Consider the following 26,120-nt stretch of genomic DNA (forward strand, 5'->3'; position numbering starts at 1 on the left):
TACGACCAGGGCAAAGAGATGGCGCATCACGCGGAGTTGACCAGGCGAGTCAGTATCGAAGTGTTCTTTGCCGACCCGCACAGTCCGTGGCAGAGGCCAAGCAACGAGAACATGAACGGACTGGTTCGAGAGTATCTACCGAAGGGCGACGATCTATCGGTCTTCTCGCAGGGGTACTTGAACAGAGTCGCGAAGGCGCTGAACTATCGGCCTCGGGCGGTTCTCGACTTCGCCACTCCCGCCGAAGCCATGGCCGAAGAGATCAACAAATTACGAACTGGTGTTGCATCTCAGACTTGAAACCGCCCTGCTATTAATGGGGCGATCAAATACCATTCTCCCTATACACCATGGGCGAGGGTTGGAAATGACAGGATTTTCTTTCATGATTGACTCCGGAAGACTAGTTTTAACGCAGGCCGACAACGTGCCCACGAACACGAGTAAACTTAGGCGCTGCACATACGGTGAAAGGAGACTTATAGTCATTGGCTGCACCCTCCCTTGATCTTGTGAACGGCCTGCGCCACGCTATAGAGCGTGGCCCATCGCGTCCACGGATGCCTGAAGCTGAATTGGTGTTCGTAACCCTTCTGCCTGAATGCCATTTGCACGCCTTGAGCCGCCTGGCCCGCCACTTCCGGAATAAGCCCCCGCGCTTGCGCTTCTGAAGACCACGCGGGCACAGTGCCATCGCCGGGTATGACACCGCTGTCCTTGACGCCGTCGTTCCGCAGGTCCGCCTGACGCATCTCCTTCCACACGGTCAAGACGACAAGTTGTCCACGCACACGCAGCTTCAGTTTGCCTTTGTGATCGTCTTCCTCTAACTCCGCACGCTTCAGTTCTTCCGGCGAGACATCGTCGGGAATATCGCCTTGCCAGATCACTTTCCCGAAGGTCAATAGCTCGCCCTCCGGCTTGCTAATCTCAACCTTTTGCAGTTCTCTACCGGCATTGACTGGGGAAGGTTCCAGTGCTCCGCTTCCGAACATTGCATAAGTATTGGGATGGTAGGTACTCGCCAGGGCTTCCTGCCTGCGCACCACGGCCGCGATAACGTTCTTGTAATAGACGTGAACGGACATATTAATTTCTTCTCTTTTCAAATACTTCGCCACCACCCCCGCCGGATCCAGCAGCTTCGGATCCGGCAATAACCCATACCACGCATCGCTGACATATAAATCCTCCAACGCGCTCGTTTCCGGAAACCGCAATCGCTCACGCCCCTTGGCATCCACCACGATCCACCACGGCTCTCCGTTGTTGTAATCGGGCATGGGTGCCAACTCCATCGGCCCTTGTGCATAGCTGGCCACTGCAATAAATTCGCGGGCATTGGCGCCGAACAGGCTCTGATTGATGAACCGTTCCAACCCACTTCTACCCTCGCCGCCAGCGCGAAATCGTCTGGCAAACACTGGGGCGCCCGTGGCCGGCTGGGCGCCATGCAGCACGGCAAGCATGTCGTCGGCGCCGCCGCATAGCACGGCAGCCATGCGCGCCACCAAGCCACCCATCGAATGGGTAACGATGATGGCCTTGTCCGTGTGGTTCTCTCTGCAAATTTCCCGGACGCCCATGATGCGTGTCTTCTTCTTTCGCCTCTTGTCCTCGAAGTCGACCCCATCGAGTACGTCCCTGGCCGACAGTTCGTTCGATTGCAGAAAGTTGTAGCCAATCGCATAGACCGGGTATCGATAGCTGACAAAGGTCTTGAATACTTCGGAATCCAGTGTCAGGGCTTCACCGGCGCCGTACCCACCGTATTCCGACGGGTGGGTACCCAGTACCGGCTTCAGGGCCGACTTCTCTCCGTCTTCGCTTCCATTCGCCCACTCGCCAATTGGCTCGCCATACTGCATTGGCTTGTTCAGCGCCCCCTTCAACCATTCCAGCGTCGGTTGGTAGCTCCAGCGATGCAGGGTGCTCCAGCCACGCCGGCGTGCTTCTGCGGCGTCGATCCCGAGCTTGGCTTCGTCGATGGAAATCAAGGGACCACGAGGGTCCACTACCGCGGGCTCTGGATCGAAGCGGGCGGCGCGCGAGGCGGCGCCCCGAAGCCACCCGCGCAACACGGCGAAGAACGCGGCAAAGCCGGAAGCAACTCCGTCCATGTTGGGTGGGTACCAGACTTCGCGGCCATTCTGACTATTCGCCAACAAACTCCCCATCACCCCCGGCAGAAAAATGACCGGTATGGGCGTTCGCGGATCGCAGTGAATCTCCTTGACGCACCGATCACTGTCAGGCGTAAGCACGGCGGACGCTATTGGCGTGCCGTCGAAGTCAAGGCCGGTGGGGAGCCGGACGGTCTGGCTGCCGCCGTCATGTGACACATCGGCTGGAGTTTGCGGATCGGTGCTTTGCGGACTATCCATCGTTCAAATTGAAGAAGGGTGACATTCGGGCAGGCGGTTCACGCCTTACCCACCTTAGGAAGAATCCGAATCCTGATGCGCTCGACATCCTGGTTCTTCTGGACGGAAGTCCTGCCGGATGCATCGGTCACGCCCACGATCTTCGACCCGTCGTCGCGCAGGATCTCGTAGGGGTGGTCACTCAACGGGTCCCCGGTGATCTCGTTACGGAGCACGTAGGCGTCGTTGAAGGCCGTCCTGGACATTTCGTTCATCGACTGCGCCAGCGAAGCCGGCCCCTGCCGCGCCATGCCATTGGATCGGATCGTGCGTTCCCCGCGCGTTCCGTCTTCAATGCCAGTCGCCGACATGCGCAGATACGAGCCCCCGCACTTGAGCAGCAACTCATCCTTGGCCTCGATCACGACCCGCCCGTTGGCGCTGGTGACGGTGATGTTCTGGTCTGCCATCAGTCGCATCTCGTCACGCTGCGCCTGTATCTCCACCTTGCCCCGGGCGGCGAACAGCTTGATGCCCAGGCGTTGGGCGAAGATGGAGATACGCTCTCCCGCCGCCACCGTGAATCGCTTGATCGCACTCACGTCGACATGGTTCGTGGCCGTCGCAATCAGATTTTCGTTGGCCGAAAGTTGAAGATCGGCTCCCGATGCCAGCGCCATGCCGGCCGGCGCGGTGGCCAGCAGCCCGGCGCGTTTGAGCTGGTCCAGCGTATCGTCCAGCAGGGCCCTCTGGCGGGCGCAGTCCGCTGCCTCCGCTTGCGCCGTCCTGGCCGCTTCCGCCAGCGCTTCGCTCGACTGCAGCGCCTGCTGCAGCAGGCTCCGGACGCGCTCCATCTCCAATTGCTGCCCGCTCGCCGCGGGCTGATCGTCCGCCGAGATCAGCACACCCTTGCCGGCACGGATGGCGCCCCACCCTGACGTCCTCAGTTCAAAGCCATCCCCGCGTTGCTTGCTGTCCGCATCGACGAGGTACCCAAGGTTGAGCTGGCTCTTGCCGCCGTATTCCGTCGACAGCTTGATGCCCTCATGGCCCTCCCAATCGTCCATGCGCAGCTTGTTGTTGCGCTGGGTACGGATGACATTGCGCGATGGCCAGCGGCCCTCATGGGTAATGAGGTCCGGTTGCACGCTGTTGTGCAGGGCGTGCGCGATGTAAGGACGGTTCGGGTTGCCGTCGTGGAAGGCGATGGCGACCTCGGTACCATCGAGCAGGGGAAAGTGAAAGCCGGTCTTCAGACCGCCTGCGAAAGGCTTGGCCAGTCGCAGCGGCACGCTTTCGCCGCCTTTGCGCCACGCGTCGAAATCGAAGTCGAAGCGGACAACGTAGCGTCCCTCCCCGGTTAAATAGGCGTACTTGTACCGGTCTGGCGCGCTGATCCTGCCGCTCAGCGTACCGGCGATGCGCGGCCACTTTCTTTCGTCGATCGGCAGACGATAGCGCCGACCCGACGGAATGGCCTTGTACGTGTTGCGATAAGCCTGGTCTCGCCCACCCTTGTGAATGACCTCGGTAACAACCTGTCCGTGCGGCGCATCGGGTAGCACCGCATCCATGCGCAGGATGCGTGCGGGGCAGAGTTCCAGGACGTTGCTCTCCCCCTCGTAGACGATCTGGCCGGCCAGTGCCGCTTCATGACGGAGCTGCGCCTCCCATCGGGCACCTTTCCAGTCCAGGTGATGGGTGCCGAAGACATAGGGCTGACCGTAGTTTCCCTTGTCATTGAAGGCGAGATTGGCTTCGTCCCTTAACCGCTCGTAGGCATGGTCCGGGTTGTAGTCGGCGGCCATGAATGACGCCGCCACGGTCCGCGCATGGGTCTGCAGCGAAAACACGGTCTCCGCGCCAGATTCGAGACCGGCCGTCTCGCGATACGGCACATGCAGCGCCGGCTGGTAGATGTAGTGGTCGATATCATCGGCGATGGTAAAGACCTCGCCAAGATGGGTACCGAACCGGCTCGGCACGAAGTAGCTGTACAGCCCTTCCTGCTCCATGAGCAGCCGGACGAAATCCCAGTCCGTCATCTGGTACTGAAGCCGGAATTTGTGCTCGGGATATTCGCGACGCGTCCGGAACGCGAACTGGTGGCCTTCCAGGCCGTGGCGCCGCAGGATGGACTCGATGATCTGCAGTGCCGTCTTCTGCTGGTAGATGCGACTGGCCGTGGTCAATTCGAGCAAGGCCACCGTGGGCCTCAGCTCCATTTCGTAGGCACAGAAATCCCGGGTGGTCCGGGTTCGCGAGAATTGCGAGATCCAGCCGGAGAACAGGCGCGGCACCGATCCGTCCGCTGGCGTCACCCTGAAGGTGGCCGGCTTGCGCAGGTAATTCTCGCGCGCCAGTTCCAGCGGATGTGTCAGCACCGCCTTGAGGCGATAGGGCTCGCCCAGACGTTCAGTGGCTTCGAATGACACCACGGACAATGCCGCGGCATCCGGTGCGGCGGGGACGTCGAGATGATAGGACTGCCGCCCCGTCAACGCGCCTTGCAGCGCCCTGCCAACCGTACTGAGCGTATCCACGACACCAGCCATGTTCCCTGCTCCGTGATTTGAGACGAACCCTGCGAACGGGAGGCGGCACACAAGCCACGCACCTCGCGGCGCACGTTATCCGGTTTCAAACCAGCGGGGAATATCGGTGTTGCGTTCTCTACAACTAACTCAAACGAAATCCTGAAATCAATTTTTGCCGATATACGGAGCCGAAATTCATCGGTAGCGGCTTGTCTCCGCCATCGCCAGTCGGAACATTCCGATGTCAATGAAAATCCCGGCTCCCCACCATCAGCCTGCCCAGCAGCGGGCTCAGGTCCACCAGCTCCTGGGCCACCAGGTGCTTCACGTCGCCCTGCCGTTGCCAGGTGCCGATCACGCCCAGCAGCGTGGCGCCCAGTACCTCCTTGCGCTGGCGTTCGACCAGGTCGGGCCAGATGATCACGTTGATCGATCCGGTTTCGTCCTCGATGGACGTAAAGATCGTGCCGCTCGCAGTGGAGGGGCGCTGGCGCACCGTCACGATGCCGCAGGCCCGCACGCGGCGGCCGTTGCCCAGGCGTGACAGCTGCTGTGCGGTGATGTACTTGAGCGCGGTCAGCCGGCGTCGCAGCAGCGTCAGCGGGTGGCATTTCAGTGACAGGCCCAGGCTCGCATAGTCGGCCGCCACGTCCTCGCCGATCTTCGGTTCGGGCAGTGCCAGCGCCAGTTCCTGGGGCGGCGCCTCGTGCAGCAGGTCGCGATGCGCGGTCTGCACCGCCGCGCCACGCGCATGCCAGCGTGCCTGGCGCCGATGGCCGGCCAACGACACCAGCGCGTCGGCCGCGGCCAGCACGTCGATATCGTGGGCATCGAGCCGCGCGCGGCGCGCCAGGTCTTCCACGTTCTCGAAAGGCCGTTCGGCACGCGCGGCCTCGATGCGCCGCGCGGCGGCCTCGCGCATGCCCTTCACGCGATTCATGCCCAGCCGTACGTCGCGATACGGCCGCCCCGGCCGCTGTGGCTCCAGCGCGCTTTCCCAACCGCTGACCGTCACGTCCACGGGCTGCGCTTCCACCTTGTGGCGGCGCGCGTCCTGCACCAGTTGCGATGCCGAATAGAATCCCATCGGCAGGCTGTTGAGCAGCGCGCACAGGAACGCGTCGGGGTGGTGGCACTTGATCCAGGCGCTCACGTAGACCAGCTTGGCAAAGCTGGCCGCATGGCTTTCCGGGAACCCGTATTCGCCAAACCCCTCGATCTGCTTGCAGATGGCCAGCGCGAAGGCATCAGGGTAGCCGCGCGACGTCAGCGCACGCACCAGCGCGTCCTGGTGCTTCTTCAGGTCGCCCCGGCGGCGCCACGCGGCCATCGAGCGGCGCAGCTGATCGGCCTGGCCCGGCGTGAAGCCGGCCGCCTCGATGGCCAGTTGCATGACCTGTTCCTGGAAGATCGGAATACCCAGCGTGCGGCCCAGCACACGACGGATCACGTCGTTGAAGTAGGTGGGCAGCTTGCCCGTGCGGCGCAGGTCCTCGCGCCGCTTCAGGTAGGGATGCACCATGCCGCCCTGGATCGGCCCGGGCCGCACGATCGCCACTTCCACCACCAGGTCGTAGTACTGGCGTGGCTGCAGGCGCGGCAGCATCGACTGCTGCGCGCGCGATTCGATCTGGAACACGCCGATGGTGTCGGCCTTGCAGATCATCGCGTAGGTGGCATCGTCGGTCTCGGGCAGGTCTTCCATGCGCGTGGGCAGGCCCGCGCGATCGGGCTCGGGATTCGGGATCATCGCCAGCGCACGCCGGATGGCGGTCAGCATGCCCAGCGCCAGCACATCCACCTTGAGCAGGCCCAGCGATTCCAGATCGTCCTTGTCCCACTGGATCACGCTGCGATCCTTCATGGCGGCGTTCTCGATCGGCACCAGCCGCGACAGCTTGTGCCGGGCGATCACAAAGCCGCCCACGTGCTGCGACAGGTGGCGCGGGAAGCCGCGCAACTGCTCGGTCAGGCTGGCCCATTGCCGCACGGCCGGCGAATCGGGATCCAGCCCGTAGCGGGATATCCGCTCGATGAATTCGGTGCCGCCGTCCCACCACGCCTGGCCCTTGACCACCTGCTCCACCACGCTCGGGTCGATGCCCAGCGCGCGCCCCACGTCGCGCAACGCGCTGCGCGACCGATAGGTGATCAGCGACGCCGCCAGCGCGGCACGGTGGCGGCCGTACTTGTCGTAGATGTACTGGATGACTTCCTCGCGCCGCTGGTGCTCGAAGTCGACGTCGATATCGGGCGGCTCGTCGCGCTCGCGCGACAGGAAGCGCCCGAACAGCAGGTTGGCCTGCTCGGGGCTGACCTCGGTGATATGCAGGCAGTAGCAGACCAGTGAATTGGCCGCCGAGCCGCGTCCCTGGCACAGGATGCCCAGCTTGCGCGCATGGCTGACGATGTCGTAGACGGTCAGGAAGAATGGCTCGTAGCGCTTCTCTTCGATCAGTTCCAGCTCGCCTTCGAGCTGCTTTTTCCATTCGGGCTCCATGCCGTGCGGGAATCGTTCGTCGATGCCCTTCCTGACCTCCTGCCGCAGATAGCCGATCGGCGTCAGCCCGTCGGGCACCAGTTCCTCGGGATATTCGTAGCGCAACGTGTCGAGCGAGAACCGGCACTGGCCGGCGATCTGCAGCGTGCGCGCCAGCGCCTCGCGCGGATAGAGCCGCGACAGCACCTGCCGCATGCGCAGGTGGGCTTCGGCATTGGGCGCCAGTGCCATGCCGCAGGCCGGCAGCGGCTGGCCAAGGCGGATGGCGGTCAGCACATCGGACAGCGGCTTGCGCGACCGCACATGCATGTTGACCGCCCCGGTGGCCACCAGCGGCACGCCGGTATCGCGCGACACCTGCTGCAGGCGTTCGCGGTGCAACGCTTCGGCATGGCCCTGCAGCAGTTCCAGCGCGATCGATACGCGGTCGCCAAACACGTCGCGGCACCATCGCGCCTGTGCGCGCAACACATCGGCATCGGGGCAGTAGTCGGGCAGCAGGATCGCCAGGCAATCGGGCATGCCGCGCAGGTGATGCGCGTCGGGCTGCGGATCGGCGATATCGGACGGATACAGCACGTAGCTGCCCTTGTCGGCGCGCCGGCGCCCGAGCGTGATGAACTCGCTGAGATTGCCAAAGCCCTCGCGGTTCTGCGCCAGCAGCACCAGGCGGGGCGGCGGCATGGTGTCGCCCGGGGCCGCCGTCAGCGTGAAGCGGCTGCCGATGATCAGATTGAACGCGTCGGCCGCGGCGGCCAGCGTTTCAAGCATCGCGTGCCGGCGTGCCGCGGCATCGGGGTCTTCGCCGAAGTCGACCGGCGCCCCTTCCTCCTCGCCACCCTCGCCACCCTCGCCACCCTCCTCGTCGTCTTCCTCGACGAAGGCCACGATGTCCTCCACATCGTCCACGTCGCCCGCACCCTGCCCCGCCGCCAGGCGCCGCGCGCTGCGGGCCACGGCTTCCCACATGTCCTCGCGCAATACCTTGATGGCGTGGTGCGCGCGGGCGGTGCCGGCCACCGAACACTCGTCGGTGAGCGCCAGGCCGCTGTAGCCCAGCTGGAACGCGCGGGTAATCAGTTCCTGCGGATGCGACGCGCCAGTCAGGAACGTGAAGTTGGAAATGCAGTGCAGCTCGACATAGTCGGGCAACGACGGCAACAGGGAAGACAATCCGGGCAACATCGCCAAGCTCCGGGGCACTCAGGCAAACAGGCCGTGCAGGAACCAGCGGTATTCGCCGCCGTCTTCCTGCCCGTCGCGCATGGGGCGGCCGGGGCGTTCGCGATAGACCCAGCAGCGCAGCCCGTCGGCGCGTTCGGCAATGAAATAGTCGCGCGTGGCCAGGCCGCCATCCCACCAGCCGGCCTCGATGCGCTCGGGGCGCGTCAGCATGACCAACGGCCCCTGGTACACGGGACGGTGCTTTTCCACACGCAGCGGCTGCGGCGCTTCCAGCAGCCAAAGCGGCCGCTCGGGCGGCAAGGCGCCCGTGGCCAGCGCACGCGCGGGCGTCTCGCCCACCGGGCACCACTGGTTGGCGCGCTCGGGACGATGGTCGGCCAGCGGCTGTGGCTGCAGCACGTTGTCGCGGCCCAGCCGGGCGACCAGCGTATCGATCAGCCGGCCCAGTTCGGCCGGTTCGGCGCCGGGCTCCGGAAACAGCGAATCGCTCTGCGGCACGCAGGTTTCCATCGTCTCCACGCGCAGCCCCAGGCCTCCTACCGGCGCATGAAAACGCACCTTGTCGAGCTTCTCGCGCAGCAGCTTCGACAGATGCACGGGGTCGCGGCTGGGCTGCGCCAGCGCCAGCGGCACCGGCGTGCTGTCGGTGTCCTCGCCCAGCCGGTAGCGTTCGTGTTCCAGCACCAGCACGCAGCGCGTCACGCCGGCCTGCTGCGCCGCCAGCCAGCCCGACAGCGCCAGCAGCAGCCGCTGCGCCCCGGCCAGCACGCCTTCGGCCGATTCGATGCGGCCCGGCAGCTCCATGCGTTGTGCAAACGCGGGCGGCGCTTCGAACCATGCAAAGCCCGAAGGAACCTTGCCATAGGCCTGGTCCAGCCGCGCCAGCAGTTCGGTGCCGATACGGCGCGACAAACCCGCGCGCGGCAACTGCCGCACCTGTCCAAGCGTATGGCAGCCCACGCCTTCGAGCCAGTCCGGATCGGTGTACGCCTGCAGGCAGGTCACGGGCAGGCGGTCCAGCAGGCGCATCATGCGCGGCGCCTGCACCGCGCGCCGGGCCGGCCGTACGATGCCGCGCGGCGTCTTGCGCAGCGGCTGGCGCGCCAGCCATGCCGCGCCCTGCGCCGTGGTGCCGCTGCCAATCTGCACGAACGTGCCCAGTTGCCGCACGCGGGTGCGGATCGCCCGGCACAGCGCGCGATGCCCGCCGAACAGCCGCAGGCTGGCCGTGACGTCGAGCATCACCGTGGCCGATTCGGGTTCCGGGTCGATCGTCACGGCCGGCGTGAAATGCAACAGCGTCAGCGCCACGGATGTCACCAGACCGGTCTCGGCGGCCGGATCGCGTTCAAGCTGCACCACATCGGCCGACAACGCCTGCACGCCGCCGCGCCGCATGCCGTAGCACACGCCCAGCGCCGCGGCCGGGCCATTGGCCAGCACCACGCGCTCGTGCGCCATCACGGCCACCGGCAGTTGCTGCAGCGTACCGTTGCCATGCGCGGCGGGGGTGCCGGCGGGCTCAGGCCAGCTCGGCTGCAGCGCGTCCAGCGGCAGGCGCGGCAGATGCACCGCGATCCAGTACGTCATGGGCAATCGGATCGAGACCCGCCGCGACGGCGGGTGTGGGAACGGCAGGCATGCCCGTGCGCCGGGGCACATGGGCCATGCCTTCGAGTGGCAACAGCAACGGCGTGTCGCGCACCGGGCCACGCCGCTTGTGGAAGGTGATCGACATCAGGTTGCCGGGCTGCGGCGACAGCGCCAGCCGCAGCACCGCCGGCGACGAGTCGTGCAGCACCCGCATGGGCCGCAGCACCCACACCACGGTATCGCCGCCCTGCGCCAGCACCTGCAGGCGCCGCAGCGCCTCGGGCCGCGCGCCGGCCAGCCACACCAGCACCGCGCCGAACGCCTGGCTACGCAGCATCTGCTCGGCCGCCCAGAGCATGTCCGTGCGCTGCGAGGCCATCGTGGCGGCCACCGGCGGGCGCACCCAGTAGAGCTGCCGTGCGGGCAGGCGGTCATCGTCCAATCCGCCCGCCAGTCCGCCAGCATTCGGCAGGTAAGGCGGATTGACCAGCGCGATGCGCCGCCCGCCGGCCGCCAGCGTGCGCAGCGCCGGCATCAGCAGGCGCAACTCGCCCGCTCCGTCCTGCGTCAGCAGCAGTTCCGTCACCGCACCGGCCGGCCACCCGCCGCCCGGCAACTCGGCGGTCAGCGCGTCATAGCCGGTCGGACAGACGGGCAGCCGGCCGGCACGGCCCAGCTGGCCCGCGCGCCACAGGCCGGGATACCGCTGTTCGAGTTCGCGCACCGATTCGCGGGGCGGCTCGGCCAGCGGGGAGGATGAGGGCGCATGGTCCTCCGCCAGAAGCGAAGGCTGCCCATGCGGGGCGGGGGTCATGATCGGGTTGTCGGCCCACGCGCAGTCGGCGCGGACATAGGAATTCGTCGAATACTGTATGTTTATACAGTATCGGGGCCGGCGCAAGGGGTACGCTATCCAAGTGTCTGAATCGGCGCTTGTGAAGTGATTTTTGCGTCCTTGCCACACTTCCGGGCGGACGATTGCAAACAAGTGTCAAGTGTCATTGTGAAGTGTCAGGCAGTGCGGAAAAATGCGCGGCATGAAAAGGAATACGCGCGAATGCGTGCATCTGCTGATCGAAGGTTTGCAGCGTCAGGGCCCGGTGCGCCGTGACGGGCTGGCTGACGCCTGCGGCCTGTCCGCCGAGGAGACCACGCGCGCATTGAAAGCCGCGCGGCAGATGAGCGTGATCGACCATGTCCCCTACGGCCCCGGCACGCCGCCCGCCGCCGTCTTCTATCAGCTGACCGGACGCCAGTTGCCGCCGGCGCGCAAGAGCACGCGAATGCCGCCAGCCCCCGATGACCGCTTCCAGCCGCTGCTGGAAGCCTGGTGGAACAGCAACGAGCTGGACCGGGCCTGATGCAGGCACGCCGCCTGATGACCGGCGGCGGCGCCACGTTGGGGTGCGTCGGCTACCTGTCCCGCCGGTAGCGGGCCTGCATGATCTGGACCCACTCGCCGTTGTCGGTCTGCATGAATGACGTCAGCGTGCGGTTGTCGTCGTCCTGAAACGCCATCACATCGCGATACTTCGCCATCTTGCCCGGCACCACGGTGCCATCCGGGCCGAACGCCGGACCATCGGCGCGCAGGGTCAACGTCTTGCCGTCGGCTTCCAGGTCGCCCTCGTAGATCCACATGTGGGTCATCATCGAACCGATGAAGGTACCCACGAAGTGCTGGCGGGCGGGGTCGTAGCCCAGCGTCATGACCGTCACGGCCGGCCCGCAGCCGGGGAATTCGCCTTCGGAGCGGGTCTGCACCCAGGTGTCGCCAATCTTGCTGACCTGCTCGGGAATCTTCCACTTCTCGGCCGGGCCTTCGGGCCCCATCTGGGCTTCGCCTTCGGCTGTCCAGTTGCCTACCAGCCGATGCAGCCAGCGGTGTTCGTTGGTGATGTCGACTTGCATGCTTAAGTCTCCGGTGGATGAGTTCAGATCGATATCGCCGTCTTGTGTACAGCGTACACAAATCCTAGGAGATGATCGGAACGATGTCCACATCGGTGTGGCAGCATGACAAAAACTTAATCTTGAGGCGCACACATCACTTGCAGTGATGAAAGGCGCTTGAGACGGCGTTCAGCCTCAGTGTGGCCGCCCGAGACGGGTGACCGGCCGCTGCCTGTCTATTACTGCGGCAGGCGAACCTTCGGCACGATGAATTGGTTGCCCGGCGCGCGCATCACGTCGCACTGGGCTTCACCCTTGCGCGCCTCGCCGGCCTGGTTCACGAATTCGATGCTGCCCACCACGCTGTAGACATCCTCCGCCACGCGGCGCGAGGTGCCTTGCACCCACCGGAACTTGTCGGGGTTCGGCAGCTTGGCCTTGACAGCCTCCATGCAGGCCACTGGCGCCTCGGGCGCTTCCGGCCTGCCGCCACGCTGACCCATTTCGATATTGACCGGTGCATCGGCGGCGGCTGCCACCATCGGCAGTCCGATGGCCACGCAGGCCAGGGCCGGCACGAGCTTGCGGCGCAGGTGTGTTGTCACAGGTGTGTACTCCAGAACGAAAACGGCCGGCACGCGCGATGCATGCCGGCCGGTTGCCATTGTACTGCGGCGAAAATCCCTTACGTCCCTTACGTGCTTACGCGCTCACGCCATTACACGGACATGTCGCGCGGTTCGGGCTTGCGGTCGTCGAACCAGCGATACAGCGTGGGCACCATCACCAGCGTCAGTAGCGTCGACGTAATCAGCCCGCCGATCACCACCACGGCCAGCGGCCGCTGCACCTCCGAGCCCGGGCCGTCCGAGAACAGGAACGGCACCAGGCCCAGCATGGCGATGGTGGCGGTCATCATCACCGGCCGGAATCTCTGGGTGGCGCCGCGCACCACCGCATTGCGCAGCGACATGCCCGACTCGCGCAGCGTGCGGATGTACGACACCAGCACCACCCCGTTGAGCACCGCCATGCCCCACAGCGCGATGAAGCCCACCGATGCCGGCACCGACAGGTATTCGCCGGTGACGAACAGCCCGATGATGCCGCCGATCGATGCAAACGGCAGCACCGTGATGATCAGCGTGGCAAAACGCAGCGAGTTGAACAGCAGGAACAGCAGGAAGAAGATCGCGGCGATGGTGATCGGCACGATCAGCTTCAGGTGGCCCATGGCGCGCTCCATGTTCTGGAACTGGCCGCCCCACTCGTAGTAGTAGCCCTCGGGCAGCTTGACCCTGGTCTCCGTGGCGGACTGCAGTTCGGCCACGAAGCCGCCCAGGTCGCGGTCCTTCACGTTGATCATCACCACCACGCGGCGCTTGGCCATTTCGCGGCTGATCTGCGCCGGGCCATCGCTGACCTCGATCTTCGCCACGCTTTGCAGCGGCACCTGCACGCCATCGGGCGCCTGCACCAGCAGCTGGCGGATGGCCTGCACGTTGCCGCGGAACTCCTCCGGCAGGCGCACCACCGCCGCAAAGCGGCGCTCGCCCTCGAAGATGTCCGTGGCGCGCTTGCCGCCGATGGCGATCTCGATGATGTCGTGGATGTCCGACACGTTCAGCCCGTAGCGCGCAATCGCCTGGCGATCGATTTCGATCGACAGGTACTGCTGGCCAGAAATCCGCTCGATACGCACATCCTCCGCACCCTTGATGCCGCCCGCCACGCGCGCGATCTCGCCGGCCAGGGCGCGAAGGCGGTCGAGATCATCGCCAAAGATCTTCACGGCGATGTCGGAACGCACGCCGCTGACCATCTCGTCCACGCGGTCCGAGATCGGCTGCGCCATCACGATCTGCACGCCCGGTATGGCCTTGAGCTTTTCGCGGATGGCGCTGGCGATGTCGTCCTGCGTCCAGCCGTCGGGCCACTCGTCGCGGTCCTTGAGGCTGGCGATCGGCGTCGACTCGTTCTGGCCCTGCGGATCGGCCGGGCTTTCGCCACGGCCCACGCCGGACACCACCGACTTCACGCCCGGCACCTCCAGCACCAGCTTGTTAGCCTGCCGTTCCAGCTTGATCGACTCTTCGAGCGAGATGTTCGGCACGCGGTCCAGCGCGGGCACGATCGACCCTTCCTTCATTTCCGGAATGAACGACGTCCCGAGCATCGGCACGATCATCACCGTGGCCACGAACAGGCCCACCGCCGACAGCACCGTCTTCCTGCTGTTGAGCAGCGCCCAGTGCAGCATGCGCAGGTAATGCCGCTTCATGAACGCGATCACGCGCGTGTCATGCTCGGCACCGCCCTTGAGCAGGTACGACGACAGCACCGGCGACAGCGTCAGCGACAGGAACAGCGAGATGGCCAGCGCAATCGAGATCGTGATGGCCAGCGGCGCGAACATCTTGCCTTCCATGCCCTGCAGCGTCATCAGCGGCAGGAACACCAGGATGATGATGCCCACACCGACGATCACCGGCGTGGCTACTTCCTGCACCGCCTTGACCAGGATCTGGTTGCGGGTCAGCCCCGACTTGTCCGCATGGCCCAGCCGCTCGAACGCGTTCTCGACGACCACCACCGAGCCATCCACCATCAGGCCGATGGCGATGGCCAGCCCGCCCAGCGACATCAGGTTGGCCGACAGCCCGATCCGGTTCATCACCATGAACGTCAGCAACGGCGTCAGCACCAGCGTGGCCAGCACGATGACCGACGAGCGCACGTCCCCCAGGAACAGGAACAGCACGATCACCACCAGCACCACGCCTTCGAGCAGCACCTTGGTGACCGTCCACAGCGCGGCGTCCACCAGCTCGCTGCGGTCGTAGTACGGCACGATCTGCAGGCCGCCGGGGATCATGCCCTTCTCGTTGATCTCCGCCACACGCGCCTTGACGCGGCTCACCACTTCCTTGGCGTTGCCGGCGCGCATCATCATCACGATGCCGCCCACGGCCTCGGTCTGGCCGTTCTTGACCACGGCCCCCTGGCGCACCTCGTGGCCGATCGTCACCTGCGCCACGTCGCGCAGGTAGACCGGCGTGCCGTTGATCTCCTTGAGCACGATGCTGCCGATATCGTCCACGCCCTTGGCCAGACCCACGCCGCGAATCAGGTACTGCTCCGCGTAGTGCGGCAGCACGCCGCCGCCCGAGTTGGCGTTGTTGCGCGCCAGCGCCTGGTACACCTGCTGCAGGCTGACCTCGTAGTGCCGCATGCGCTCCGGGTTGACCAGTGCCTGGTATTGCCGCACGTAGCCGCCCTGCGAGTTGATTTCGGCCACGCCCGGGATCGATCGCAGCAGCGGACGCACCACCCAGTCCTGCGCGATGCGGCGCTCGGCCAGCTCTTCCTGCGTCAGTTCGCGGTCACCGTCGTCGGGGCGATCCAGCGTGTACTGGTAGACCTCGCCCAGCCCGGTGGACACCGGCCCCAGCACCGGCGTCACGCCTTCCGGCATGCGGCCGGACACCTCGATCAGCCGCTCCATGACGAGCTGCCGCGCGAAGTAGACGTCGGTCTTGTCCGTGAACACGAGCGTGATCAGCGACAGGCCGGCCTTGTTCAGCGAGCGCATCTCCTCGAGTCCGGGCAGCCCCGTCATCGACATTTCGATGGGCACGGTGACAAAACGCTCCACCTCCTCGGGCGAGCGGCCGGTGGCTTCGGTGGCGATCTGCACCTGGACATTGGTCACGTCCGGGAAGGCATCCACCGACAGCTTGCCGGCCGCGCGCAGGCCAAAGAAGAACAGCACCACCGCCACCACACACACCACCAGCCGCTGTTTGATCGCGGCCTCTAAAAGCGATGTCATCATGGCGGCTTACCCCTGTTCCAGGCGCTTGCGTTCGTTGTCGAGGTGGAACGCACCCTCCACGACCACGCGATCGCCCGCCTTGATACCGCTCTGTACCACGCGCATGCCGTCGCTTTCCGAACCCAGCTTCACCTTGGTCAGGCGATACTGGCCGGGCGCCGTTTCCACGTAGACCTGCTCGTCGTTGCCGTCGCGCACCACGGCGGAACCGGGCACCACCAGCGTATCCACAGGCTTGCCCGCGATCAGCATGCTGGCCAGCATGGCCGGCTTCAGGCGCCCTTCCTTGTTCTCCAGCTCGGTACGGACCAGCACCGTGCGCGATTGCGGATTCACGGTACGGCCCACGTAGATCAGCTTGCCCGTGATGCGGCCGTTGGTATTGGCCAGGGACGGCACCTCGATGTCGACGGCCTGGCCTTCGGCCACCTGGGCCGCCTGCTGCTCGGGCACCTCGGCCACCACCCAGACCCGCGACAGGTCGGCCACGGTGTACAGCGCGTCGGCCGGCTGCACCACCTGGCCCTGGGCCACGTTGCGCTCCACCACGGTGCCGCTGATGCTGGAAAACACCGGCGAATACGACTCTATGCTGCCGTTCTTCGCCAGCGTGGCGATGGCCTGCGCGGACATGCCCAGCACGCGCAGCTGGTCGCGATAGGCGCGCATCTCCGCGGCGGCAATCGCATATTCGCTCTGGCGGCGCTGCAGTTCGGCGCGGCCGATCACGTCGGCGTCGAACAGCTGCCGCGCACGCTCGGCATTGCGGGCCTGCAGGTCGTTCTGGGCCTCGGCCTTCAGGAAGGCCATCTGCGCGGCGCCAAGTTCGCTGCTGTGCAGGCGGGCCAGCACCTGGCCGGCCTTCACTTCATCGCCCAGGATGGCGTAGAGATCGGTCACACGGCCGGTGACGGTGGCGCCGATGCGCGACACACGCTGTTCGTCGAAGTCGATACGGCCCGCCACGCGCAGCATCTCGCTGAACGGGGACGATGCCACGGGTGCCACCTTGAGGGTCTTCTGCAGGTTGTCTTCGGCCTTGACGATGCCGGGCGGCAGCTTGGGCGCCTCGGCAACGGCTTCGGGTTCCTTGGAGCAGCCGGCCAGCGACATCACCATCACGACGGCGGCGGCAATGGAAAGCAGGGAATGAGAGGGACGCATGTTCAGTTCAGATTCTGGGAGACGGGCCGGGAGGGCACGACGGCAGCGGCGCCAGGCGTGGCCGACATGAGTTTTTCGATCTGGATGGCGGCGATCTGCAGTTCGTACTGCGCGTTGATCAGTTCGCTGCGCGCATTGCGCAGCACGCGCTGGGCGTCGAGATAGTCGAGAATGCCGCGCTCGCCAAAGCGGTAGGCGGCTTCCGCCACGCCCAGCGCCGATTCGGCTTCGCGCACGATGCCCGATTCCAGCGCGGTGACCTGCGCCTGCGTGATCTCGTACTGCTGGTAGGCGGTGTCCAGCTCCTGCGTGAGTTCGAACTCGCGCGCCTCCAGCGCGGTACGCGCCTGCGTGGCCTGCGCCGTGGCTTCGCCCACCGGGCCGCTGCGGCGGTCCCACAACGGAATCGTCATCACCAGGCCGATCTGCGAGACGTTGTTGTCCGGCTGGCGATCGGTACTGGCGCGCAGCGACACCTCGGGCCAGCGCAGCGAACGCTGGTAGTCCACGCCCAGGCGGGCGCGTTCCAGTTCGCTGCGGCGCTGGTTCAGTTCGGCGTTGTTGGCCTGCATGCTGTCGCGCAGCACGGCCAGGTTCGGCACGTCGGGCGTATTGGCCAGGCTGCCTACCAGCCCGAAGCGCACCGGCATGGCGCCGCCCACTTGCTGGCGCAGCGTGGCCTTGGCCTGATCGACGCGCAGTTCGGCCGTCTGCAGCGTCTTCTGCGCCGCCAGCAGTTCGGTATCGGCCTTGATCAGCTCATAGCGTGGCGCTTCACCCACATCCACGCGCACCTTGGCGCGCTCCTGGATCTGGCGCATCAGGTTCAGGTCCTCGCGCGCGGCGGCCAGTTCGGTCTCGCGCCGCAGCACCTGGAAGTACGCCGTCTTGACCCGCGCGGCCAGTTCGGCACGGAAGGTCTGGCGCTGGGCCTCGGATGCCTCCAGCCCACGGCCGGCCATCTGCTGGCGCAGGTTGCGCTGGTTCGGATAGTCGAACTTCTGGACCACGGCGTACGACGGCGCGTTGCCGCTGGCCACGCCCGGCTGCTTGCCGGACAGCCGCCCGTACATCACTTCCACCTGCGGGTTCGGATACGCGCGGGCGCTGCTGATGGCGGCAGTCGCGGCATCCACATTGGCCTGCGCGGCCTCCGCGCCCTTGTTGGTCGATTGCGCGAGTTCCAGCAACTGCGGCAACCCGAAGGATTCCGCCTCGGGCGTGGTGGCACGCGGCATGGCCTTGGCCGCCAGCTTCATGCCAGGCGCCGTGGTGCCCGTGGCGGGTGTCGCAGCCGGCAACTGGCCAGCGCCGGCCTGCGTCCCGGTATGGGCCATTTTCGCGGGTGCGTTGGCAGGCGCGTTGGCAGGTGCGTTGGCAGGCGCGGGGGCTGGCACGGGCTGAACGGCCCAGGCCGGCGCCGCCACGAACGACAGCGACGCGACCCAGGTCAACGATTTCTTGGTCTTCATGTCGGAATGGTTCAAACGGTACGGCTTGCCCGGCCACCCACGGCAGGCGCGCCGCGTGCCGGCCGGCATCGGGACACCGGGGGCAAACGGCAAACGCTTTCAGCCGCGACGCAGGGCGGTCGCGGGCATCAGGGGGCGCAAGGGCAAGGACGAGCGCACCGTCCGGGCATCAGCCGGAACGGTGGCCGGGAGACTCAGGCGAGGAGATTGGGCGGCCGGAACAGGCCTTCGGATTCGAACGTGGTGCGCGCGGTGGGCGCCTGGAAGCGGTCGCTCACGGATTCGGCGGGTTCGAAATTGGGGAGGACAAAGAGGGCGCTGGTTTCGTCGACCGCATCGAACAGATCGAGCGGGTCGAGCAGGTCAGCCGACCAGATATTGCAGTAGCCCGGAGGCGGCCCATCATCGACAACCTCGTCGTCGGCACCGAAGTCGGGGTCGCCCGGCAGCACCAGCTGGGCCAGGTCGTCACCGGTTGCCAGCGACGCATAGTCTGGCACCTCGGCCTGTGCCGCCTTGACCGCCTGAATCGCTGGCTCGACTTGCGGCACAGCCGCGCGCACGTTCGCCGCTGCCGAAAAGGACAGCGCGGACAGGCACATGGCAGTCAGCAGGAAGAGAACGAAACGTAACAAGATGGGGGCGCGATTGCAGACATTGGGCAGACAATGCCGACGACATTGCTGCGGCACAGCATTGTAACCGAACGCAACAATTGACTAGGAAAACGGCTATGAGTTCCTTTGGAGCGCGCCCGGGCGCCCCCAGCTTGCATGACTGTATATATCAGGCGGCCCTGACGGCCAGCGCGGGATAGTCGGTCAGCCCCTTCGCCCCGCCGCCGAACAGCGTGTTGCGGTCGTGCGGGTTCAGCGCGGCGCCGGTGCGCAGGCGCTCCGGCAGATCGGGATTGGCCACGAACGGACGGCCGAAGGCGATCAGGTCGGCCCAGCCTTCGCGCAGCGCGGCATTGGCGCGCTCGGCGGTGTACTTGCCGGCGTAGATCAGCGCGCCCGGGAATACCTCGCGCAGGCGCTGCTTGAACGCCAGCGGCATATGCGGGGCATCGTCCCAGTCGGCCTCGGCAATGTGGATATAGCCCACGCCCAGCTCGCCCAGCCGCTTTGCTGCCGCCGTATAGGTGGTTTCCGGGTCCGCATCGACGCAGCCGTTCAGCGTGGTCAGCGGCGCCAGGCGGATGCCGACCCGGTCTTTGCTGCCGGTGCCCTCGATCAGCGCCTGGGCCACCTCGCCCAGGAAGCGCAGGCGGTTGTCCAGCGATCCGCCGTATTCGTCTGTGCGGTGGTTGGCCCCGGAGTCGATGAACTGGTTGACCAGGTATCCATTGGCGGCGTGCAGCTCCACGCCGTCGAAACCGGCCGCCATCGCATTGCGCGCGGCCTCGCGGTATTCGTCGACGATGGCGTGGATCTCGTCCACTGTCAGCGCACGCGGCTGCGATGCCTGCACGAAGCCCGGCGTGCCGTCGCGCTCGGCCACGAAGACGTTGACACCCTGTGCCTGGATCGCCGACGACGAGACCGGAGACTGGCCGTCCAGCAGGCTGATATGGCTGAGCCGGCCCACGTGCCAGAGTTGCGCGAAGATGCGGCCGCCGGCGGCATGCACGGCGCGCGTGACCTTGCGCCAGCCGGCCACCTGCTCGGGCGTATGGATGCCGGGCGTCCACGCATAGCCCTTGCCCAGCGGCGAAATCCACGTGCCTTCGCTGACGATCAGGCCGGCGCCGGCGCGCTGGGCGTAGTACTCGGCCATCAGCGCGTTGGGCACATCGCCGGGCTGGCTGGCGCGCGAACGCGTCATTGGCGGCATGACGATGCGGTTGGGCAGGGTCAGGTCGCCCAGCGACAGGGGCTGGAACAGCGGTGCTTGCGAAGCGGTATCGATCGAAGGATGGCTCATCGGGAAACTCCTGTGTGGATCGATCGGATCAGTCCCACGCCGGCGCCAGGGCCGAGGGGCTGACCTCGCGGCCGTTTCGCTCCAGCGCGGCGATGGCCGCCATGTCGTCGGCATCGAGCTTCAGGTCACGTGCCAGCAGGTTGCTGGCCAGGTTCTCGCGCTTTGTCGACGACGGAATCACCGCATAGCCAAGCTGCAGCGCCCAGGCCAGCGCCACCTGCGCCACCGTGGCGTTGTGCTTCGCGGCGATGCGCGCCAGCACCGGGTCCTTCAGCACCTTGCCGTAGGCCAGCGTCATGTACGACGTCACGGCAACGCCCTGTTCCTTCAGGTATGCAGTGAGCTTGCGGTTCTGCAGGTACGGGCTCAGTTCGATCTGGTTGGTCGCGATCTCGCCCCGGCCCACCACGTCGATGGCCTGCTGCGTCAGCGCGATATTGAAGTTCGACACGCCGATCTGGCGCGTCAGGCCGCGCGCCTTGGCCTCCGCCAGCGCGGCCATGAACTCGGGCAGCGACACGCCATTGCCCGGCGCCGGCCAGTGGATCAGCGTCAGGTCCACGTAATCGGTGCGCAGCTTGTCCAGGCTCTCGCGCAGGCTCGGCACGAGCTTGTCGGCGGCGTAGTTCTCGGTCCAGATCTTGGTGGTCACGAACAGCGCGTCGCGCTTGACGCCGCTTTCGCCGATGGCCCGGCCCACGTCAGCCTCGTTGCCATAGATCTGCGCGGTATCGACCGCCCGGTAGCCCAGATCCAGCGCGTTACGCACCGAATCCACGGCGGCCTGGCCAGTCAGACGGAACGTGCCAACACCAAAAGACGGGATGCTCATCGGGTAACTCCTGTGAAATTGCGGATTCGGTTCAGCTGGAATGACCGCAGTATGCCGAAGCTACCTTTGCCGATTAAGCCGTGTATTGGCGAATAAATGTTGATCTGAAATCAACAATTGGGCGGGTCAGTCGTCCATCTCCTGCAGCACGCGCCACTGAATCTTGCCTGTACCGGACTTGGGCAAAGCCTCCACGAAGCGGACGATGCGCGGGACCTTGTAGGTCGCCATGTGCTCTCGGCACCACGCGATGATGGACGCCTCGTCGGTGCCGGGCGCCCCATGCTGCCCCGGCTTGAGCACCACCACGGCCTTTACCGTTTCGCCGCGGCGGGCATCCCGCGCGGCCACCACGCAGGCCTCGTGGATGGCCGGATGGCCGTACAGCAGGCTCTCCACCTCCGCGGGCCACACCTTGTAGCCATTGGCGTTGATCATGCGCTTGAGCCGGTCGCGCATGAAGAAGTAGCCCTCGTCGTCCACGTAGCCCAGGTCGCCCGTGCGCAGGAAGCGCTTGCCGTCGATCTCGATGAAGGTTTCGGCGTCGGCCTCGGCATTGCGCCAGTAGCCGGCCATGATCTGACCGCCGTGCAGCACGATCTCGCCGGTTTCGCCGGGCGGCAGCTCGGCAAGCGTGGCCGGGTCCACCACGCGGGCGTCCACGCCAAACGTGGCCACGCCCAGGCACTCGCGCTTGGCGCGATGGCGCGGATTCGACAGGATGAACGCCGCCGTCTCGGTCATGCCATACGCTTCCACATAGGGCAGGCCGAATCGCGTTTGCAGCGTGGTGGCAACCGCTTCGGGCATGGCCGCGCCACCGCCGCCCAGGAACGCCAGGCTGGACAGGTCGCGGGCATCGATGCCGGGCTGGGCAAAGAAGTCCACCAGCATCGCCGGGGGTGCATTCCAGTTGGTGACCCCGAAACGCTCGATCAGTGCCGCCGCCAGCGCCGCATCCCAGCGCGGCATCAGCACGATGGTCGCGCCCAGGTACAGCGGGCTGTGCATGCCGTTCTGCAGGCCGAGCATGTGGAACAGCGGCGCCACGGCCAGAAACACGCTCTCCGGCCCGTTCGCGCGCCAGACCTGCGAACCGGCCGCCGCGCACATCAGCGAGCGATGCGTGTGCATGCATCCCTTTGGCCGTCCGGTGGTGCCCGATGTGTAGGCCAGCAGTGCCAGGGTTTCCGGGCCGGCTTGGTGCGGCAACGGCACGCGCTGCGCCGCCATCGCCGCCAGCCACGTCGTTCCCGGCCCGGCCATGCCGGACGCGGGCGGCGGGTTGCGATCCCGCACCCACCCGGGCACCGGCAGGCCGCCGTCGTCGGCAAGCGCATCGGCATAGGCAAAGGTGATCACGCGTTCGATGGCCTGCCCATGCAGCGGCGCCACCTGCGCGTAGAGGTCTTCGGCGACGATGGCCACGCGTGCGCCGCTGTCGGCCGCCACATGTTCGATCTCGCCCGTCAGCCACATCGGGTTGGCCGGCACCAGCACGGCCTCGGCCCGCAGAATTGCGTAACTGGCAATGATGTATTGCGGGCAGTTCTGCGCGCACAGCATGACGCGGTCGCCGGGCTGGACGCCGCAGTCCTGCTGCAGGTAGCCAGCCAGCCGCTCGATCTCCTGCAGCAGCTGCGTGTACGGAATGGCGGTGCCGAAGTACTGGATGGCCGTCTTGCCGGGATAGCGGCGCGCCGCGTGTTCGACGTTGTAGACCAGGCTGGTGGCCGGTACGTGGATCGTGCGCGGCAGCCCTGACGGCCAGTGCGCAGCGCGGCAGGCGGTCGATGCGGGCACCATGGATGCAAGGGTCATCGTGAAGTCTGGAAGTCATCGGGGAGGCAGGCCGCCCAACGATAGTACGGGGCGCCGCGTTGCGTATTTGCGATTTGCGAATCGGGCCTTCGCCTGCCGCAAACCGGGGCGGCCCCGGGTATCCATGCGCGCAAAACCCATGTAACAATCGCGGCCACAAGAACATCGATCCAGGAGACCCTCCGCCATGCAGCCCAGCCCGCCGGGTGCGCGGCGGCACGACGCCGACGGCACCGCGAGGCCACAGGCGATGCCGACGATGCCGACGATTGTTGCGTCGAAACTGGTGCCACCGGCCTGTGCCGATTCCCATCTGGCACGTCCGCACCTGGTCGACAGCATGCTGGCCGCGCACAGCGCGCGGCTGGTGCTGATCCGTGCGCCCGCCGGCTTCGGCAAGACCACGCTGATGCAGCAATACGTGGCCGCACGGCAGTCGCTGGGGCACACCACGGCGTGGCTGCGGCTGGATGCCGCCGACAACGACCTGCCGCGCTTCCTGGGGCACCTTGGCGCCGGGCTCCGCGCCCTCGCGCCCGACACGCCGCAGGCATCGGCCTCCGCCGAACGGCTGGCGGCCAGCGTGATTGCCGCCGTAGGTTCGCAGAAGGCACCGTTCGCGATCCTGCTCGACGACTTCGAAACGGTCCAGAGCGAATCCGTGCTGAACTTCGTGCAGCTGCTGCTGGAATCGCTGCCCCCCGTCGGCACGCTGGTGGTGGCCTCGCGCACCATGCCTGCACTCGGCCTGGGCCGCCTCCGCGCCCGAGGCAACCTGCTGGAACTCCAGCCTGGCGCACTGCGCTTCACCCTGCCCGAAGCCACGGTGTTCATCCGCGACAAATGCGGCCTTCCGCTCGGCGATGCGGAGGTATCCAGGCTGCACCGCCATACCGAGGGCTGGGCGACCGCCATCTTCCTCGCCACGTTGTCGCTGCGGCAGCGCACCGACTACGGCCGCTTTGTCTCGTCGTTTTCGGGCTCGAACACCGAGCTGGCCGAGTATCTCGCCGAGGACATCCTGGGCGGGCAGACCGACGCGGTGCGCAGCTTCCTGCTGGAAACCAGCATCCTGTCGCAACTGTCGGCGCCGCTGTGCGATGCCATTCTGGGCCGCACCGATAGCCAGGCCATGCTGGCCACGCTGGAGCGCAACAACCTGTTCCTGTTCCCGCTCAACGGCGAGCACGACGAGTACCGCTACCACAGCCTGTTCGCCAGCTTCCTGCAGCATCGGCTGCACGCGCTCGACCCGGCACGGGAAACCGCGCTGCACGCGGCGGCGGCGCGCTGGTATCTGGCGGCCGACCGGCCCGTCCCTGCCATCGACCATCTGCTGCGCGCGGGCCTGCACCACGAAGCCATCGCACTGATGGCACAGCACGCCGACGCCCTGCTCAACAACGGGCGCGTCAGGCTGCTGTCCCGCTGGTTCGATCTGGTCCGCGACAAGCTGCGTACCGCCGACCCGCGCGTACGTATCAGCGCCGCATGGACCTTGCTGCTGAACCGCCGCTTCGACGAAGCCATGGCCACCGTGCAGCAGATTGCAGACGACACGATCGCCGACGCGGCACGCGAGGCGGTGCAGCTGCAGGCCGAAACGCTACGCTGCGTGCTGTTCGCGATGACGGACCAGATCGATGCCTGCCGCCGCACCGGTCTGCCGCTGCTCGACCGCCTGCCACCCGACGACTCGTTCCAGTACTGGATGCTGGCCAATTCGGTGGCGTATGGCCTGGTGTCGGGGCGCCGGCACGACGAAGCGCGCCAGGTGCTGGCCCATGCCGGTGCCGGCGGGCGGCTCGGGGCCGCGCCCGGGGCCGCATTGCTGCGCAGCGTGGCCGACTGCCTGGAGAGCATCATCGACCTGATCCACGGCAGGCTGGGACGTTCGATGGCCCGGCTGCGCACGGCACAGCAGGCGTGGCAGGAGCGTCCGGACGCGGTCACCGGCGGCCGCGCCGCGGCGGGCGTGATCCTGGGGCTGCTGCTCTATGAATCGGACCAGATCGATGAAGCGGCGCGCTTTGTCAACGACACGCTGCCGTTTGCCAAGATGACCGGCCCGGTCGATTCGATGACGACCTGCCATATCCTCAGCGCCCGGATTGCGCTGGCGCGCGGCGACCGCGACGTCTGGCACCGCCGCCTGCACGAACTCGATGAACTGGGCCGCCAGGTGCAATCGCAGCGGGCGATCTGCTCGGCGTGGCTCGAGCGCGCTCGTGTGGCCACGCTCGACGGCGCACTCGATGCCGCCGCGCAGTCGCTCGATGCCGCGCAGACGCACGGCGCATGGGAAGCCCTCGACGAGGCCGGCTACGGCAATGAGGTGGATACCCCGACGATTGGGCGCTGGCGGCTCGACGTTGCCCGCGGCGCCAGTCGCGCGGTGTGCGATGCACTGGCTGCCGCCATCGCCACGGCTGCCGCACAGCAGCGCCACTGGCGCCTGCTCAAGCTGCGGTTGCTGCATGCGATGGCGCTCGATTCGGTGGGCGAGGAACGGGCCGCCTTCGACGCGCTGACCGCCGCACTGCGCGTGGCCAGCCACGAGGGACTGATCCGCACCTTCGTCGACGAAGGCGACCGGCTGGCCGGCCTGCTGCAGCGGTGGAGGACCGCGCAACGCGGCGGCACGATGTCGGGCGTGGCCGCAACGTTCGTGCCGGCGCTGCTGGCGCGCATGGGCATGTCGGAAAACACTGGCACGGCCGCCCCGTCGCCATTCCAGAGCCCGCCCGCACCGGACGCGGGCCTCGACGCGCTGACGGCCCGCGAACTCGACGTCGTGCGGATGCTGTCGCTGGGCCACCGCAATCGCGCGATTGCCGAAAAGCTCTTCGTCTCCGAACTGACCGTGAAATCGCACCTGCGCCGCATCAGCGCCAAGCTTGGCGCGCAAAGCCGTACCGAGGTGGTGGCGATTGCGCGCGCGAGGGGGTTGCTGGATTGACTCGCTGAATCGCTCCCCTCTCCGCAGGCGGGAGAGGGGAGGA

The 26,120-nt window shown here is 66.4% G+C and carries 17 protein-coding genes; 3 read left to right on the top strand and 14 right to left on the bottom strand.

Annotation, left to right across the window (positions count from 1 at the left end):
• Window positions 1-300: IS30 family transposase (locus D9X30_RS15375; protein WP_153946827.1), on the top strand; the 300-nt coding region annotated here is incomplete at its 5' end.
• Window positions 301-485: 185 nt separating this feature from the next.
• On the opposite strand, the gene D9X30_RS15380 is transcribed toward D9X30_RS15375, so the two are convergent.
• The 5 genes from D9X30_RS15380 to imuA form a co-directional block, all read right to left on the bottom strand.
• On the bottom strand, window positions 486-2,384 hold the full coding sequence (locus tag D9X30_RS15380; RefSeq protein ID WP_153949447.1) for an esterase/lipase family protein: 1,899 nt from the start codon (window positions 2,382-2,384) through the stop codon (window positions 486-488).
• A gap of 38 nt (window positions 2,385-2,422) precedes the next feature.
• The gene (locus tag D9X30_RS15385; RefSeq protein ID WP_153949446.1) at window positions 2,423-4,918 is read right to left on the bottom strand and encodes a type VI secretion system Vgr family protein; all 2,496 of its coding nucleotides are present in this window, start codon (window positions 4,916-4,918) and stop codon (window positions 2,423-2,425) included.
• Between the two features lie 226 nt (window positions 4,919-5,144).
• Window positions 5,145-8,585 carry an error-prone DNA polymerase gene (locus tag D9X30_RS15390; protein WP_153949445.1) on the bottom strand — a complete coding sequence of 1,147 codons (3,441 nt, stop codon included), beginning with the start codon at window positions 8,583-8,585 and terminating at the stop codon, window positions 5,145-5,147.
• A gap of 18 nt (window positions 8,586-8,603) precedes the next feature.
• Window positions 8,604-10,175, bottom strand: coding sequence for a Y-family DNA polymerase (locus D9X30_RS15395; protein WP_153949444.1), 1,572 nt, complete (start codon window positions 10,173-10,175; stop codon window positions 8,604-8,606).
• Window positions 10,108-10,992 carry a translesion DNA synthesis-associated protein ImuA gene (gene imuA, locus D9X30_RS15400; RefSeq protein ID WP_153949443.1) on the bottom strand — a complete coding sequence of 295 codons (885 nt, stop codon included), beginning with the start codon at window positions 10,990-10,992 and terminating at the stop codon, window positions 10,108-10,110. The genes D9X30_RS15395 and imuA overlap by 68 nt, the downstream gene beginning before the upstream one ends.
• A 223-nt stretch (window positions 10,993-11,215) precedes the next feature.
• Between imuA and D9X30_RS15405 the strand changes: the two genes are divergently transcribed.
• Window positions 11,216-11,539: a hypothetical protein gene (locus tag D9X30_RS15405; protein ID WP_228771042.1), complete on the top strand. Its 324-nt coding sequence runs from the start codon at window positions 11,216-11,218 to the stop codon at window positions 11,537-11,539.
• Window positions 11,540-11,591: 52 nt separating this feature from the next.
• On the opposite strand, the gene D9X30_RS15410 is transcribed toward D9X30_RS15405, so the two are convergent.
• The 9 genes from D9X30_RS15410 to D9X30_RS15450 all read right to left on the bottom strand — a co-directional run bounded on the left by D9X30_RS15410 (window position 11,592) and on the right by D9X30_RS15450 (window position 23,103).
• Window positions 11,592-12,089: a DUF1579 domain-containing protein gene (locus D9X30_RS15410; protein WP_153949441.1), complete on the bottom strand. Its 498-nt coding sequence runs from the start codon at window positions 12,087-12,089 to the stop codon at window positions 11,592-11,594.
• Between the two features lie 221 nt (window positions 12,090-12,310).
• Window positions 12,311-12,676: a DUF2880 domain-containing protein gene (locus tag D9X30_RS15415; protein ID WP_249640977.1), complete on the bottom strand. Its 366-nt coding sequence runs from the start codon at window positions 12,674-12,676 to the stop codon at window positions 12,311-12,313.
• Between the two features lie 113 nt (window positions 12,677-12,789).
• On the bottom strand, window positions 12,790-15,906 hold the full coding sequence (locus D9X30_RS15420) for an efflux RND transporter permease subunit (RefSeq protein ID WP_153949439.1): 3,117 nt from the start codon (window positions 15,904-15,906) through the stop codon (window positions 12,790-12,792).
• A gap of 6 nt (window positions 15,907-15,912) precedes the next feature.
• Window positions 15,913-17,070 carry an efflux RND transporter periplasmic adaptor subunit gene (locus D9X30_RS15425; protein WP_153949438.1) on the bottom strand — a complete coding sequence of 386 codons (1,158 nt, stop codon included), beginning with the start codon at window positions 17,068-17,070 and terminating at the stop codon, window positions 15,913-15,915.
• Window positions 17,071-17,072: 2 nt separating this feature from the next.
• A complete protein-coding gene (locus D9X30_RS15430) occupies window positions 17,073-18,542 on the bottom strand; it encodes a TolC family protein (protein WP_153949437.1) in 1,470 nt (489 codons plus the stop codon).
• Between the two features lie 194 nt (window positions 18,543-18,736).
• Window positions 18,737-19,144, bottom strand: coding sequence for an auxiliary protein of the heavy metal cation-transporting efflux system HmyCBA (locus tag D9X30_RS15435; RefSeq protein ID WP_153949436.1), 408 nt, complete (start codon window positions 19,142-19,144; stop codon window positions 18,737-18,739).
• A 184-nt stretch (window positions 19,145-19,328) separates the two neighbouring features.
• Window positions 19,329-20,465: an alkene reductase gene (locus tag D9X30_RS15440; RefSeq protein WP_153949435.1), complete on the bottom strand. Its 1,137-nt coding sequence runs from the start codon at window positions 20,463-20,465 to the stop codon at window positions 19,329-19,331.
• Between the two features lie 28 nt (window positions 20,466-20,493).
• Window positions 20,494-21,297: a 2,5-didehydrogluconate reductase DkgB gene (gene dkgB, locus D9X30_RS15445; protein WP_153949434.1), complete on the bottom strand. Its 804-nt coding sequence runs from the start codon at window positions 21,295-21,297 to the stop codon at window positions 20,494-20,496.
• 126 nt (window positions 21,298-21,423) lie between these two features.
• Window positions 21,424-23,103: a long-chain fatty acid--CoA ligase gene (locus D9X30_RS15450; protein WP_153949456.1), complete on the bottom strand. Its 1,680-nt coding sequence runs from the start codon at window positions 23,101-23,103 to the stop codon at window positions 21,424-21,426.
• A 202-nt stretch (window positions 23,104-23,305) separates the two neighbouring features.
• Between D9X30_RS15450 and D9X30_RS15455 the strand changes: the two genes are divergently transcribed.
• Window positions 23,306-26,077 carry a winged helix-turn-helix domain-containing protein gene (locus D9X30_RS15455; RefSeq protein WP_228771041.1) on the top strand — a complete coding sequence of 924 codons (2,772 nt, stop codon included), beginning with the start codon at window positions 23,306-23,308 and terminating at the stop codon, window positions 26,075-26,077.
• Window positions 26,078-26,120: the final 43 nt, after the last annotated feature.

The sequence above is a fragment of the Cupriavidus sp. U2 genome, assembly GCF_009663685.2.
Taxonomy (GTDB): Bacteria; Pseudomonadota; Gammaproteobacteria; order Burkholderiales; family Burkholderiaceae; genus Cupriavidus; species Cupriavidus necator_C.

Excerpts from the sequence above, each read along its gene's own strand:
- D9X30_RS15430 (WP_153949437.1), bottom strand. The coding sequence starts at position 18,542 with ATGAAGACCAAGAAATCGTTGACCTGGGTCGCGTCGCTGTCGTTCGTG.
- D9X30_RS15410 (WP_153949441.1), bottom strand. The coding sequence starts at position 12,089 with ATGCAAGTCGACATCACCAACGAACACCGCTGGCTGCATCGGCTGGTA.
- D9X30_RS15450 (WP_153949456.1), bottom strand. The coding sequence starts at position 23,103 with ATGGTGCCCGCATCGACCGCCTGCCGCGCTGCGCACTGGCCGTCAGGG.
- D9X30_RS15390 (WP_153949445.1), bottom strand. The coding sequence starts at position 8,585 with ATGTTGCCCGGATTGTCTTCCCTGTTGCCGTCGTTGCCCGACTATGTC.
- D9X30_RS15425 (WP_153949438.1), bottom strand. The coding sequence starts at position 17,070 with ATGCGTCCCTCTCATTCCCTGCTTTCCATTGCCGCCGCCGTCGTGATG.
- D9X30_RS15440 (WP_153949435.1), bottom strand. The coding sequence starts at position 20,465 with ATGAGCCATCCTTCGATCGATACCGCTTCGCAAGCACCGCTGTTCCAG.
- D9X30_RS15380 (WP_153949447.1), bottom strand. The coding sequence starts at position 2,384 with ATGGATAGTCCGCAAAGCACCGATCCGCAAACTCCAGCCGATGTGTCA.
- D9X30_RS15405 (WP_228771042.1), top strand. The coding sequence starts at position 11,216 with ATGAAAAGGAATACGCGCGAATGCGTGCATCTGCTGATCGAAGGTTTG.
- imuA (WP_153949443.1), bottom strand. The coding sequence starts at position 10,992 with ATGACCCCCGCCCCGCATGGGCAGCCTTCGCTTCTGGCGGAGGACCAT.
- D9X30_RS15435 (WP_153949436.1), bottom strand. The coding sequence starts at position 19,144 with ATGTGCCTGTCCGCGCTGTCCTTTTCGGCAGCGGCGAACGTGCGCGCG.
- D9X30_RS15385 (WP_153949446.1), bottom strand. The coding sequence starts at position 4,918 with ATGGCTGGTGTCGTGGATACGCTCAGTACGGTTGGCAGGGCGCTGCAA.
- D9X30_RS15395 (WP_153949444.1), bottom strand. The coding sequence starts at position 10,175 with ATGACGTACTGGATCGCGGTGCATCTGCCGCGCCTGCCGCTGGACGCG.
- D9X30_RS15420 (WP_153949439.1), bottom strand. The coding sequence starts at position 15,906 with ATGATGACATCGCTTTTAGAGGCCGCGATCAAACAGCGGCTGGTGGTG.
- D9X30_RS15455 (WP_228771041.1), top strand. The coding sequence starts at position 23,306 with ATGCAGCCCAGCCCGCCGGGTGCGCGGCGGCACGACGCCGACGGCACC.
- dkgB (WP_153949434.1), bottom strand. The coding sequence starts at position 21,297 with ATGAGCATCCCGTCTTTTGGTGTTGGCACGTTCCGTCTGACTGGCCAG.